The organism is Roseateles asaccharophilus (genome assembly GCF_031458115.1).
In the GTDB taxonomy this organism is placed as follows: Bacteria; Pseudomonadota; Gammaproteobacteria; order Burkholderiales; family Burkholderiaceae_C; genus Pelomonas; species Pelomonas asaccharophilus_A.
The window spans coordinates 44,021-57,012 of sequence record NZ_JAVDXV010000014.1 but is presented as its reverse complement, the minus strand read 5'-3'; the positions used below and the strand labels follow the sequence as shown (position 1 = coordinate 57,012).

At 63.3% G+C, this 12,992-nt stretch carries 12 protein-coding genes and 1 pseudogene; 5 read left to right on the top strand and 8 right to left on the bottom strand.

Annotated elements, in window-relative coordinates:
* Positions 1-127 precede the first annotated feature (127 nt).
* Positions 128-787: a response regulator gene (locus J2X21_RS26640; RefSeq protein ID WP_310333174.1), complete on the top strand. Its 660-nt coding sequence runs from the start codon at positions 128-130 to the stop codon at positions 785-787.
* The gene (locus J2X21_RS26635) at positions 787-2,133 is read left to right on the top strand and encodes a sensor histidine kinase (protein ID WP_310333173.1); all 1,347 of its coding nucleotides are present in this window, start codon (positions 787-789) and stop codon (positions 2,131-2,133) included. Before J2X21_RS26640 ends, J2X21_RS26635 begins: the two co-directional genes overlap by 1 nt.
* A gap of 91 nt (positions 2,134-2,224) precedes the next feature.
* Here J2X21_RS26635 and J2X21_RS26630 read toward each other — a convergent pair whose 3' ends face one another.
* Entirely contained in the window at positions 2,225-2,596 is a 372-nt protein-coding gene (locus J2X21_RS26630; protein ID WP_310333172.1) for a DUF3703 domain-containing protein, read from the bottom strand.
* A gap of 14 nt (positions 2,597-2,610) precedes the next feature.
* The gene (locus J2X21_RS26625; RefSeq protein ID WP_310333171.1) at positions 2,611-3,513 is read right to left on the bottom strand and encodes a sterol desaturase family protein; all 903 of its coding nucleotides are present in this window, start codon (positions 3,511-3,513) and stop codon (positions 2,611-2,613) included.
* A 602-nt stretch (positions 3,514-4,115) separates the two neighbouring features.
* Between J2X21_RS26625 and J2X21_RS26620 the strand changes: the two genes are divergently transcribed.
* The gene (locus tag J2X21_RS26620) at positions 4,116-4,637 is read left to right on the top strand and encodes a helix-turn-helix transcriptional regulator (RefSeq protein ID WP_310333170.1); all 522 of its coding nucleotides are present in this window, start codon (positions 4,116-4,118) and stop codon (positions 4,635-4,637) included.
* A gap of 178 nt (positions 4,638-4,815) precedes the next feature.
* Here J2X21_RS26620 and J2X21_RS26615 read toward each other — a convergent pair whose 3' ends face one another.
* Both J2X21_RS26615 and J2X21_RS26610 read right to left on the bottom strand, forming a co-directional pair.
* A complete protein-coding gene (locus J2X21_RS26615; RefSeq protein WP_310333169.1) occupies positions 4,816-6,495 on the bottom strand; it encodes a phosphoethanolamine transferase in 1,680 nt (559 codons plus the stop codon).
* Positions 6,492-6,959: a phosphatase PAP2 family protein gene (locus tag J2X21_RS26610; RefSeq protein WP_310333214.1), complete on the bottom strand. Its 468-nt coding sequence runs from the start codon at positions 6,957-6,959 to the stop codon at positions 6,492-6,494. Before J2X21_RS26610 ends, J2X21_RS26615 begins: the two co-directional genes overlap by 4 nt.
* Before the next feature lie 611 nt (positions 6,960-7,570).
* Between J2X21_RS26610 and J2X21_RS26605 the strand changes: the two genes are divergently transcribed.
* Positions 7,571-7,969 carry a YkvA family protein gene (locus tag J2X21_RS26605; RefSeq protein WP_310333168.1) on the top strand — a complete coding sequence of 133 codons (399 nt, stop codon included), beginning with the start codon at positions 7,571-7,573 and terminating at the stop codon, positions 7,967-7,969.
* 11 nt (positions 7,970-7,980) lie between these two features.
* On the opposite strand, the pseudogene J2X21_RS26600 reads toward J2X21_RS26605, so the two are convergent.
* The 3 genes and pseudogenes from J2X21_RS26600 to J2X21_RS26590 form a co-directional block, all read right to left on the bottom strand.
* Positions 7,981-8,096, bottom strand: a pseudogene (locus tag J2X21_RS26600) (transposase domain-containing protein); the annotation flags it as partial.
* Between the two features lie 49 nt (positions 8,097-8,145).
* The gene (locus tag J2X21_RS26595) at positions 8,146-9,660 is read right to left on the bottom strand and encodes a tyrosine-type recombinase/integrase (protein ID WP_310333167.1); all 1,515 of its coding nucleotides are present in this window, start codon (positions 9,658-9,660) and stop codon (positions 8,146-8,148) included.
* A 287-nt stretch (positions 9,661-9,947) separates the two neighbouring features.
* Complete coding sequence (locus J2X21_RS26590) at positions 9,948-10,223, bottom strand: hypothetical protein (protein WP_310333166.1); 276 nt, start codon at positions 10,221-10,223, stop codon at positions 9,948-9,950.
* A 170-nt stretch (positions 10,224-10,393) separates the two neighbouring features.
* On the opposite strand from J2X21_RS26590, the gene J2X21_RS26585 reads away from it, so the two are divergent.
* Positions 10,394-10,675 (top strand): hypothetical protein, encoded by a 282-nt coding sequence (locus J2X21_RS26585; protein ID WP_310333165.1) that lies wholly within the window; start codon positions 10,394-10,396, stop codon positions 10,673-10,675.
* A 15-nt stretch (positions 10,676-10,690) separates the two neighbouring features.
* On the opposite strand, the gene J2X21_RS26580 is transcribed toward J2X21_RS26585, so the two are convergent.
* Positions 10,691-12,991 carry a DEAD/DEAH box helicase gene (locus J2X21_RS26580; protein ID WP_310333164.1) on the bottom strand — a complete coding sequence of 767 codons (2,301 nt, stop codon included), beginning with the start codon at positions 12,989-12,991 and terminating at the stop codon, positions 10,691-10,693.
* Position 12,992 lies beyond the last annotated feature (1 nt).

The following is a 12,992-nucleotide window of genomic DNA, read 5'->3' as shown; positions in this document are numbered from 1 at the left end:
CGCAGAGAGTGGTCAGGGAAGTGCATGCGCCATGGTGGCTCCCGGATGCTTAAGTGCCACTTAAGGTTGCGGCCCCGACGATGCCCCTCAGAACTTAGGATGAACCCCTTGCGGCAAGAAGATTGAGATGCGCCTGTTACTGGTCGAGGACGACGTGATGGTCGGCAAATCCCTGCAAAGAGGGCTGCTGCAAGCCGGGTTCAGCGTCGACTGGGTCCGAGATGGGCGACAGGCAGAGCTCGCCCTTGGTCACCGCCTGCATGACCTGGCGATCCTTGACCTCGGGCTGCCGCAGGTCGACGGCATGCAGCTGTTGAAGACCCTGCGTGATCGCGGTGATGGCATGCCTGTACTGATCGCTTCAGCGCGAGATACCGTGCGAGACAAGATCGCCGGGCTGGAGGCAGGCGCTGACGACTACGTGCTCAAGCCTTTTGACCTGGATGAATTGATTGCGCGCGTACGCGCCTTACTCCGTCGACATGCTGGGAGCGGATCTCCGCTCTTGCGCTGTGGTGCGCTGGTCCTTGATCCGGCCAAACGCGTTGTGAGCCTGGATGGTCATCCGATCGAACTGTCAGCCCGCGAGTTCGGGCTGCTTGAAGCGCTGATGCTGAGGCCAGGCACGGTCATCTCCAAGGAAAAGCTGGAGGAATCGCTTTATGGCTGGGGAGAAGAGATCGCAAGCAACGCGGTCGAGGTGCATGTACACAACCTCAGACGCAAGCTGGGTGCGGAGCGCATCCGCAACGTCCGGGGAGTGGGTTACCGAGTTTCGGAGGTTTGATGCGCTCCCTTGAACGTGACCTGCTCAAGTGGATCGTCGGCACCCTCGCACTGGGTACGGTGCTTCTCACCGTCGTGGCCTATCTGGTGACGCTCACCGAGATGCATGAAGTCTTCGACGACGAGCTGAAAACCATCGCCGAAGGCGTCGCCCGTATGCACCAAGCCAATCAAAGCTGGCAAAGCAGCGCAGACCTTCCCGTGCGTACTGACATTCCGGATGACTCCGAGATCGTGACGCAAAGCTGGACCATTGGCGGAAGACGCCTCTTCATTTCCGACCCACGCGTTGCGCTTCCCTTCTCTCCAATCGAAGGCCATAGCGAGCCGATGGTGCGCGGCGAGCGCTGGATCGTGCACACGGTGACGCGCGGTGGCTATGTGGCTCAAGCAGCCCAGCGCCAGTCACAACGTCAGCAGATGGCTGGGGAGTCCGCCGTGCAGATTTCCACGCTGATGGTCGCCCTCGTAGCTGGCGTCGGCGCTCTGCTGATCTTCAGCTTGCGTCGCGGGCTTGCGCCGTTGGACGTCGCGGCTCTCGACATCGCAACCCGAAGCGCGGGCGCGTTGTCACCGATCAGGGTTGGCAATACACCCAAGGAGTTGATGCCGGTCATCGAATCAACCAACGAGCTGCTGAGACGGCTGGGCGAGGCATTCTCAGCACAGCGAAGATTCCTCGCCGACGCTGCGCACGAGCTTCGCACGCCGATCACCGCACTGCGCCTGCAGCTGCAGATCTTGCAGCGCAGCCCGGATGAAACGTCAAGGCAGGCTGCGCTGGAGGATCTGGAGGCAGGGATCGACCGCTCACAGCACCTCGTCGAGCAACTCCTACAGGTCGCTCGCAGCGAACCTGACGTCGAGATGCTGCACTCAGAGCCCGTTGACTTGGCAGCGCTCGCGCGAAATGTGGCCAGTGCCTTCACCACCCAGGCAGATTCGCGTGATGTCGACCTGGGTGTCCGTGTGCTTGAGCCAGCCGTAGTTGAAGGCGATCTACCGCAACTCACGGTGCTGCTGAACAACCTCGTTGACAACGCGCTACGGTATGCGCCCGGTGCAGCGGTTGACATCGAGGTTGCCCTGGAGGCGGAGCAGCCCGTACTTCGAGTGGTCGATCACGGGCCGGGCATCCCGGAGGCGGAACGCGGCCGCGTCTTTGATCGCTTCTTCCGTGGCGTGGCAGGAGGAGCCTACCCGGGCGGTAGCGGACTCGGATTGGCGATCGTCCGAGCGATTGCAGACCGGCACGGCGCGATGGTGGAAATTGATGCGGGCGACGCCGGTCGCGGACTGTCTGTCCGCGTTGTTTTCCCAGCCACGACCAGTGCTGCGTCGGCATAGCGTGCGATCTCGCATGTCCCGGGGCCCCTTTTGCAAGATTCGATGGAGGACGCCCCGGGGCGCGAAGCGACAGCAGCGCAAGGCACGAAGATCAACGTCCCGCGGCCTGCTTCGCCCTATCAATGATCTTTGCCAGATCGACGGGGATCGGCAGCGGCTTGATGGGGCTGACATTCGACCCACCCGTGTTGCCCGTTGGGACTAGGCCAAAGGGCGTCTTGGTTGCAGCGCCAACGATGCGAAGCAACTGCCCGACCGTTTCCCGTGCGCGATGGTTTCGCACTGCCCAAGCCAGCATGTGTAGATGGACACGCACATGTTGGTAGGTCGATGCCTGTCCCATGACATGGGCTCGCTCGAGGTGTCGGAAGCCACCAGCTGCCTCATCCTTGGGCAACGCAGCCCATGCCTTGTGCAGTTCGGCATCCACGTGGGGATCTATCGTTTGGCGGAAGGAAGGCATTCGAGTTCTCCTGTTCATATGTTGGTCCGGAACGGGTAAACGATCTGTTGACCGTAGCCATGTGGGACAGGATCGCCTTCGATACCAATGGGGCCAAGCGGTGCACTTGGCTGGTAAAAGGTGCCAAAGACGTGGTCCCATATCAACCAGAACTCGCCGAAGTTCACCTGCGCGTCCTCGAAGCGCTCTCGGTGATGCCAGCGGTGCAGCTCGGCAACGCCTAGCAGGTAGCGAAATGGTCCAAGCCGGTAGTCCAGGTTGGCATGCTGGAAGGCCAGATGCACGGCCAGGATGGCGAACCATCCGCCTACAACCTCTGCGGGCGTTCCGAGCACTCCGAGCACCAGCAGTCCCGGGCTTGCCATTAGCGCGGCATGCAGCGGATGACGACGTTCGCCATTGAGCCAGTAGAGCCGCCGGGATGAGTGGTGAATGCTGTGGAACCGCCAAAGAATGCCGTGGCGATGGCTCAGGCGATGCACGGCATACAGCGACAGGTCCAGCGGCAGCCCGGCCAAGAAAACCTCAGCAAGGTAGGGCCAGTCTCCAGGCCATCCCAACCCCTCATAGCCAGTCAGGTCGCGCATTAGCGCGAAGCCGAGCACCGCTGCGTGCATCACAGCCAGGTTGACGACAGCGTGCGCGACGTCGGCCGGAAAGTCCAGATCCGCGGCCTGCCACCGAGACTCAAATGGAAACCGGCGCTCAAGCAGGGCCACGACCAGCAGCCCGCTGGCGACAAGTGCGGCGAGCCAAGCAAATGCAAAGCCTCTCTCAGGCGTTGCCGCTACACCGAGGAGCATCAGGGCCATGACCCCGGGGTACGAGCCGTACCGTACAAGAGAACTCACTTTCATTGCTATTTCCTCAACAAGCAGCGCCAGTGTTGCCATCCGGCTCAGGGCGCGCTTGAACAAACCAGCTACGCCCGCTTGACTCTTCGCCCGCAACAGCGCCTTCCGTGGCGGCAACTGAACTCGCGCGACGACGCGATAGCAGCGTCCCGGAAGAGCGACGGTGAGCAAGAGCTTGATAAGACCGATCAGGAAGACCGCCGTACTCCGCTGCTGGTCCCTTGATCTGCGTACGCTGGACGCCTCGCTGACGCGTGCGTGTACGGCGCGAGTCCATCGCTACTTGACTCCGTACCCCCTTCAGGGTGTGCAATGACGGCGATCTAAGACTATGGAGAAAACGATGAAGATCGGAGGCCGGCTTCCGGCAAAGATGCCGGAAACGCACGCGGCTGCTTGCCCATCTGTTTATCGGCTTGCGTTACGGGCAGCGCATGGTTGAGGCAACAGTTCCGGACCGGCCTCAGCTCACCGTCGGCCGCGGTTGGGCCGTCTACGTAGGCCCGGTCGAAACGGGACGCCCACACCGACATCAGGCTGCCCAACTTGCCTGGTGTTCAGCGGGCACCTTGACTGTCGAAGGATCCTGGGGAGTGCTAGACAGCCCCGGACATTTCCTCTCCGCCCGCGTCCCACATCGCCTAGTGGCCACCCATCCAGTTCGCATGGTCTTCCTGGACCCTGCGATGGTCGGCGGAGTGCCGACACCAATCGCTGAGCCGGTCTCGATGCTGGTCTCGCAGGCTGATCTCCTGGAACGAGCGTTGGCGCGGTGGCTGGAAGGTCAGGGGGCGTCTCGCAATCGTGGCCCCAACGATGAACGCCTGGCAACCATCCTCCGATGGCTGGAGCCGGCACTCGACACGTCGGTACGCGTCGAAGACGCCGCGCAGGCTGTCGGACTGTCGGCATCCCGTTTCATGCATTGGTTCGCCGAGGTGTCCGGCTTGCCGTTTCGTGCCTATGTGCGCTGGCTGCGACTGCAGCGTGCCGTGCGCACCCTCGCCGATGGGTCCACGCTCACCGAAGCGGCCCATTGGGCAGGTTTTTCCGACAGCGCTCACCTGACTCGCACGTTTGTCGCAACGTTCGGCGTGCGACCGGCATCTCTGCGAGGTGTGCGCGTAGTTTCCGCAGACGATGCCGAGCCGCCGCCCGCGTTGTTCGACAGGCTCTGGACTGTCTGAGGCCCTGCGGGACCTCTCGCCGGGCTCGACCGCATCCCGATATGCCGCTGCGTTTCTGAAACTGCCTGCCGACGAACTCATCAACAAGCTGTTTGGTTGTGAGCTTGTCGACTGGCCAAAAGACGGGCTTTCGGCACGCAATCCAGGACCAAAATCACATCTGTCGGTCGGTTAGCCTCTACCGACAGTTGGACAGGATATCTAGCTCTGGACGGTACACGTCCGCGCGAGCACCCATCCAGCCCATCACTGTGTGGAAGAGGTTGTCATGTGACGCTGGCTTGTCGCGCAAGCCTGCCAGGCAACCCGGCATGAGCTTTTGGGCACCGCCATCTGCGTTTGGACGCCAGACAATCATCGGCACATGCGTTTGCTCCCTCGGTGCCATGGCGTATGGCATCCCATGAAGGTACAGGCCGTTCTCCCCCAAGGACTCGCCATGATCCGAGATGTACAGCATGCCAGGTTCGAACCGAGTCGACATAGTCTGTAGCCAGGAGATTGACCGAGCCAACAGACGGTCTGTCGTCGCAATCGTGTTGTCATACCCGTTGACGACTTGTTGCCGCTCGCACTGCTGCAGCGCGTTGCTCATGCACTCGGGCTGAAACAGTTCCAGGTCCGGCGGCGAGCGCTTGAAGTAGGCTGGTCCATGACTGCCCATCTGGTGCATGACGAGTACCAGGCCCCGCTCGAGCCGGGCCGGCTCCAGTTGTGCCACGCGCCTATCCAGCTCATGCAGCATCGCCTCGTCATAACACTCCGCATGGCCAAGCTCGTCCTTGCGACACAGCGCCGCAGGCAGTGGCATCGCGCCTTCGGGGAGATTGGCCGTGGTGCTGTTGGGAACCCGGTCGCACAGTCCTTTGCAGCCACTCTGGTTGTCCAACCACAGCACGGCTAAACCAGCGCGGTAGAGGACATCCAACAGGTTCTCCTGTGTACCCTTCAAGTCCACGAAATCCGAGCGCCCCAACGGCGAGAACATGCACGGCAGCGAGGCGGCTGTGGCGGTGCCGCACGACGTCACGTCGCGAAAGCTGACCACGGGCAGCTTGGACAGTTCCGGATTCGTCAGGCGCTCGTAGCCGTTGAGGCTGAAGTTCATGGAGCGCGCCGTCTCCCCCACCACCAGCAGCAACAGCGGGGGCTTGGTACCAGCAGGTCGAGGCAATAGACGAGCATCGGCACCGATGACGACCGGGGGACCACTTGGCGCTGCTTGACTGCGGATCGCTGCCGCACTCAAGGAGTACACCGCGTTGAGGGGTGTCACCATGTATCGCAGCGCCTTGTGGTTGCGCATGGTGGACGACAGATCGGCGAACACCGCAAGTGCTAGCCCGACCACCACGATCACCCCAACGACAAAGCTGGCCATGTTTCCGGCCACCCGCCGAACGATGTGCTGCGCAGGCGCTCGAGGTTGAATCAGCAGCCAAACGGCTGGCGTCACACCCACCAAAAGAATCGTCAGCAAGAGGCGGAGGCTCAGCAAGTCACGCGTCTCCCGCGCATCCGTCTGAACCATGTTCACGACCATCGTTGGGTCGAACACGATGCCATAGCTGTCGATGAAATAGGCCAGCGCCGCCGACGCCACGAGCAAGAGAGTCAAAACCCCTTTGATGAGTCGTGGCCACGCCAGCAAACTGACAACCGTCCCGGTCGCAGCTGTCACCATGCCAGCAAACGCGACGATGAACACGAGGCCGCGCCAACCGCCGAGCTCTGGCAGCGTGGTCAGCTGCTTCCAAAGCGGCCAGTTCGCCACCAGCCCCATCCACAGAGAGCACATCCACACCTGGGTGAGAGGCCGTGCTGGATCGGGATAGAACCATCCGACGGCACGCTTCACGACCGCCCTCCATCGAGGCTCACTTGATTCCCGATCAACGGCCACTCACGCCAGGGCTGCAGGCCATACCAACTCAGCAGGCTGACGGCCCAACAGATCCACGCGGTCCACAGGGAATGGCTGAGGAAGTGCGCCCCTCGCATCATCTGAACCCACCCAAGCACAGCGCCGCAGATGAGCACGACCACGAGGAAGAAGCGAGCGACGCGAGGGGCATGGTCGCGAAGCGCAAACCAGCCCGGAATGAATGCAAATGCTGTCGACGCGTGACCGGACGGAAAACACCCCCCCGGCCCGCCGTCAGGGAGCCCTAGGAGCCAGTGCGGCACGTAGCGCGCGAAGTCGCCTCCAAACTGAATGAGAGACCATGGGCAGCTGGTGGAGCTCGCACGTTTCAGAACTGGAATCAAGGCCACGCAAGCCAACGTCGTGCCTATCCACCAAAGTCGACTGCGCCTTGGCATGGCGAGCACAAGCATCCTTGGCCGCCACAGGCTGACGATCAACCACGCATAAATTGCCCAACCGACAACCCGAACGCCATCGTGAAGCACCTTGGCAGTTAACCAGTGGTCCCTCCATTCGAAGCCCGCAGGGGTACCGTATAGGTGAGCCAGCGGCAGGTCCAATCGAGACCATTCCCACAAAGCGAGCAGAGCGAGACCGCAGAACAGGACAAGCAAGTCCTGCCGAACGCGGTCGCCACGGCCTTCCGTGGGTGTCCACGCTGGATTGGAGGCAGCGGCTGATATCTCGCGCGAGCGCGGATTGATGGAGTGAGGAGCGAACACGTGATGCGCCGATGAAGAACGGCGCGCAGTGTTCAAAAACGACGCTTAAGGAACGCTTAAGCGCCTCGCCCGGGAGCCCCTCTTCCCAGTCCTTCCTGATTGCTCCGGCCTCGGCGAGAAAGCCGTCGCCGCACATGGCAACTGGCCCATGACCAGTGAAACACCACGCACCGCCATAAGCGTCCAGCGATGGCATCTTGACGGGACAGACTTCCCGTAAGCGCAGACTCGTCACTTCCTGCCAAGTGCGAGGTCAGACACCAGACCCTGGCATGCTGCGGCCCATGAGCATCAGCAGCAGCTTGAGGTCATGGGCCAAGCGGCTTAAACGCGATGGCGTCACTCTTTGGTTCGCAGGAAGAAACCCGCGCACTCCGTGGTACGCCAAGGCCCTCGGGGTGTTTGTCGTGGCGTACGCGCTGAGCCCAATCGACCTCATCCCAGACTTCATTCCGGTGCTCGGCTATGTCGATGACGTTTTGCTTCTGCCCGGCCTGATTTGGGTGGCCATCAAGCTGCTACCGGCGGAGGTATTGGCGGAAAGCCGCAGCAAGGCAGATGAGTGGATGGCATCGAGAGGCGCCAAGCCGACCAGTAAGGCCGGTGCAGCCCTCATCGTGTTGCTTTGGCTGTTGGCGTGCTGGGGCGCTTGGTACTGGTGGCGGTCCTGGCAGACCTGCTGACGAGGTGTGCGCTAGTAATCGATAGCTGCTGACCAGCGATGCGGCAACAGTTGGCCGATCTGCTCGCCGGCTGCGTCGGCAGCCTGGCTAGCACGTCCCTGAGGTAGGCAGACGGATCGTTCCCGTTTTAGCTTGGCTGAATGCACTTCATACAGCCCTTAGGCTGTAAACGCCTTCTACGCCTGCTTGGCCTCGAGCCGAATCTGATTGAAGCCACCCAACAAGACGTCAATCCGCTCACCCAACTTCGCCCAGGCTTCGCGCTTCTCCGCTGCGTAGTCGTGATGCAGATAGGCCCTACGAACCCGGCTGCCAGCCATCACGTGGTTCTGGCATCGATCGATAAGGTCAAGTGACACGCCCAACTGCTGCATCATGGTGGCCCCCGTGCGCCGCAAGTCATGCGGTGTCCACGCCCCCGCCCTGCCCTCGGACAGAGTGAGCGAGTTGTCATGCTTGCGATGCGTCAGCGGTCCGGCCCGCTTCTTGAATTGCGTCTGACGATCGCCGATCTGCTTGGACACGCTCTTGACGCACACATGGTCTGCTGGCACTTCACCCGCCGCCGCTCGAGCCGGAAAGCAGAATGCCGTGTCGCCGGTCAACGCATGCAGCGCCTTGAACTGCCGCAGAGCGAACGGCGACAAATAGACCTTCCAGCTGACGCGTGTCTTGGTGTTCTCGGCAGGAACAAACCACTCACCGCCGGTAAGGTTCACGTGCTCCCAGCGAGCCATCAAGAGTTCCCCGATACGGCAGAGGGTGCTCAGGCAAATCCACAGCGCTAGCTGCGTTTCTTTCTTCAGCGGGCGGTCAACGCCGTACTTCGTTCCGGCAGGTGCTGCGGCGTAGGCGGCCTCCATGTCGGTCAACTTGACTTGCAGCTCGCGCAGCTCATCGGCAGACAACACACGGTCACGCTCTGCGTCAGGGTCGCACCCATGTGGCAGCAGCTTGGCCAGTTCGACCAACTTGGTGGGGTTACCCTCGACCATGAGCGCGCGCCAGGGCTTCCGCGCCTCTGCCCACGCGAATAGTTGCACCAGGTCGGCATAGACCCGCGAGGCCATCCGGTAGGTGCCGCGATCGATCACGGCACGCAGTACGGCTCGGATGTCGCCCTCTTCCACCGCACGTACAGGTTTCGCTCCGATGAGCGGCAGCACGTCCTTCTCGAAGCTGCGCTGCAATTCCGCGTTGTCATCCGCACGCTTCACGCCGTCACGCAGCCACGCTTCGAGCATCGCGCGAAGGGGAAGGTCCTCGGCCTGCTGGCGAGCAGCCTCAGCGAGGGTGGCCTCAATAGTGGCCTGGGCTTCAATCTTTGCGGCGCGCTTGGCATCGCTCGGACTAGCTCCAGACCTGACTAGCGCTCTGGCGCGGTCACGTTCTGCGCGAATGGCTGAGAGAGCGACGTCGGGCCAGGTTCCACAGTAGTGCTTCTCTCCCGCTCCGCGCCACTTGTAGCCGTACTTGAAGTTGATGCTGACCCTGCCTTCTGAGGCGACCCGCACCTCGCCCGTCAGCCCTTCGCCATCCGCAATGTAGTCACCCCTCCAGCTTGAAGGGATCGCCTTCAAGCCAAGCTCCGTCCAGCGGCTTCCTTTGCCTTGCTTCGGATATCGAGTCGTCGCCATCAACTTCTCCAGGGGGATACCCAGGGGGATACCGGACGTGGGATCTACCGGCATCTTGTGGCACTCAGTGGGACGATGCCAAAACCGCCGTATTGCCACGCAATACGTTGATTTTAAACGATTATTTCCAAAAAATCAGCGGACAGCCTAGCGTCACTCAAATCACAAAGATGATCAATTACTTCGATGGGGTGCAAGGGGTAGCGAGTTCGAATCCCGCCGTCCCGACCATTTTTATTGAAGTAGATCAACGGGTTAGCTGCTCAGGCGGCTAACCCGTTTTTCGTTTCGGCTGCTGTTGGGCTTCGCTGGCAACAGAATGGGCAACAGAATTCCGGCCGCTAGGTGGGCAGCGTCATACCGAGTACGCCCGCGTGCCGTCGCAGGTAGGCGCATAGCGCCGCGTCCCTTGCCTCTTCACAGGCGACGATCCCGTTCCAGATCCGCTCATAGGTGGCACTGTGCATTCCCTTCGGCCGCTGCCAGCCATCGCAAAGCCGTGCCTCTAGCTTGCGCTGCTTGATCCAGGCCCGCCCCATGCCGTCCTCGGACTGGCTTGCATAGGCCACGCGCCCGCAGTGGCGGCACATGAAGTTGGCCGAGCGCAGGAACAGCACGCCCACCCGGCGCTGGCATCGCGGGCATTGAAACCAAGGCCGTGAGCCGCCGTAGTGGCAGGGCGTTTCCGTGATGCGAATGTCCTGACTCACCGGCACGCCGCCGCTGCTGAAGTTGAGCCAGGCCGCGCCGGGCCGGGTCGTGATGCCGATGCTGGGAGCATTGGACCTTGCTCGGTCGCGGCAGGCCCACCGGGTTCAAGGACGTGCTGGCCAACGTTCGCCACGAGCTGCGCCTCAGTGGCCTGGACGCTCCAGGCCACAGCCCGCACGTCACCATCAGCTATCGGGCGCCCGAGCCGCTGCAGGTCACCCTGGCCATCCGATCCATCACCTGGCTCATCGACGAGGTCTTGCTCGTCGTCGGCCACGGCATGCCGTATCACTACGAAGTGATTGATCGTTGGAAGCTTGCAGTTCCGCCCGTGTCACGGCAACTCTCGTTGTTCTGACGCGGCGGCCAGCCGTCAACCTGCCGCCCGATCGAAGGCCGCCACGTCCTCCAGCGGCGCCAACAGCAGCTTCAGCTCCAGTTCGCTGAACTTGCCCAGGCTCACGCCATCATCCTGGCCCAGCAGGCCAGCGGCCAGCGCGCGCTTGCGAGCCTGCAACTCCAGCATGCGCTCTTCGATGCTGCCCTCGGCCACGAGCTGATAGACGAACACCGGCTGGTCCTGCCCGATGCGGTGGGCGCGCGCGCTGGCCTGGGCCTGCACGGCGGGGTTCCACCAGGGGTCGACATGGATGACCGTATCTGCGGCCGTGAGGTTCAAGCCCACACCACCAGCCTTCAGGCTCGCGAGCAGGATGGGCTCTTCACGCGCCTGGAAGCGCCGCACCACCTCACCGCGGGCCGAGGCCGCGGTCTGGCCGGTCAAGCGCAGATGGGGCAGGCCCAAGGCGTCCAACTCGGCGGCAATCAGGTCCAGCATCTCGGTGAACTGCGAGAACACCAGCAGCCGCCGGCCCTGGGCGACGAAGTCCGGCAGGTGCTCGCGCAGCCATTCGAGCTTGGCGCGCTCGGTGTGCGGCGCCGCCTCCACGCCCTTCAGCAGCCGTGGGTCACAGCAGACCTGGCGCAGCTTCAGCATCGCATCGAGCACGCTGATGAGGCTGGTCGGCGTGAAGCCGTCGCGCTGCAGGATGCGACGCACCATGTGATCGGCCGCGACGCGCACGCTTTCGTAGAGTTGCTTCTGCTGGCCCACCAGCGTCACGCGTTTGACGAACTCGCTGAGCGGCGGCAGTTCGGTCGCCACCTCGGTCTTGAGCCGGCGCAGGATGAAGGGACGCACGCGCGCCGCCAGCAGCCGCGCGCGCGCGCCGTCGCCGTTGACCTCGATGGGCTTGCGCCAGTGGCGCGCGAACGTGCGCGAGTCGCCCAGGAAGCCGGGCATCAGCAGATCGAACAGCGACCACAGCTCGCCCAGGTGGTTTTCCAGCGGCGTGCCGGTCAGCGCCAGCAGGTGGCGCGCGTCCAGCCGTCGCAGTGCACGTGCGGCGCGGGCCTGCGCGTTCTTGACGGCTTGGGCCTCGTCAAGGATGAGCAGATGCCAGGGCTGGGTCGACAGCGCGCGCAGGTCGCGCCAGACCAGGTTGTAGGTGGTCAGCACGACATCGGCATCGGCAAGCTGTAGCTTGGTACGGTCGGCGCCATGCCAGGGTCGCACCTTCAAGCCCGGCGCGATGCGGGCTGCCTCCTGCTGCCAGTTGAACAGCAGCGAGGTCGGAACGATGACCAGCGCCGGTCTGTCCAAGCGCCCCGCCTGCTTCTCGGTCCAGATGTGGGCCAGCGCCTGCGCTGTCTTGCCCAGGCCCATGTCGTCGGCCAGGATGCCGGCCAGGCGCTGCTCGCGCAGGTACTGCAGCCAGGCCAGGCCATGCAGTTGATAGGGCCGCAATTGCAGCCCCAGGCCGGGCGGCTGCGCAAAGGCCGGTGGCGCGCCGGCGGCCAGCAGGCGCCGGCCCAGCCCCTTCAGACCCGCATCGCCGTGGATCTGCCAGCGGCCGCGCGATTCGTCCTCGATGAGGCGCAGGCGGTCGCCGTCCCACTCGTTGAGCCGCAGGGGCTTGCCCTTTTCCAGCTCCGCGGGCTTCAGCAGGTCCAGCAGCGCCAGCATCATGGCCTTCAAGGGCGCTGCGACGGCGTGATAGCGCCGACCGCCCGGAGCGCGCAGCGACACGATGGCATCGTCCTCGATGGCGCCAATTGCCACGGCATCCAGCCAGCGCTTGTCGCGGCGAAGCAGATTGGCGATCAGCGGTGCGAGGTCCAGCTGCTTGCCGTCCACCTCCATGCCCAGGCTGACCAGCCAGGCGCCCGTGCGCCGCTCCAGCGCCAGGCCTTCGACGCGGCGGCTGGGTTTGAGCGCCTCGGGCGCTTGTTCTTCCGTCAGGCCCAGCTGCCAGCCGCTGACGAACTGGCTGTGGTGCGCAAAGCCGGGCTCGGTCGTGATCTGCCAGCCCTGGGCCTGCAGTTCGGGCACGGCCTCGGCATGGAAGTCGCCGAAGAACTCTTCCTGGACCAGCGTCCACAGCGACGCGCCCCCCAGCGGCAGCGGCGCGCCGCGCCATTGCAGCAGCGCCGGGTCCAGCGCGATGAGGCCTTGCTTGAGGAGGATCTGTTCGGCGTCGGCATCCCGCCGCGCCAGCGTCGCCACCGTCACTTGTTCGCCTCTCGGGCCTAGTGGGCCGCGAGGGCGCAGGCCGAGCAGGCCATCGCCGCGCGTGAGAGTACGCAGCGTGAGGTGTGGGACAGAAACAGACATC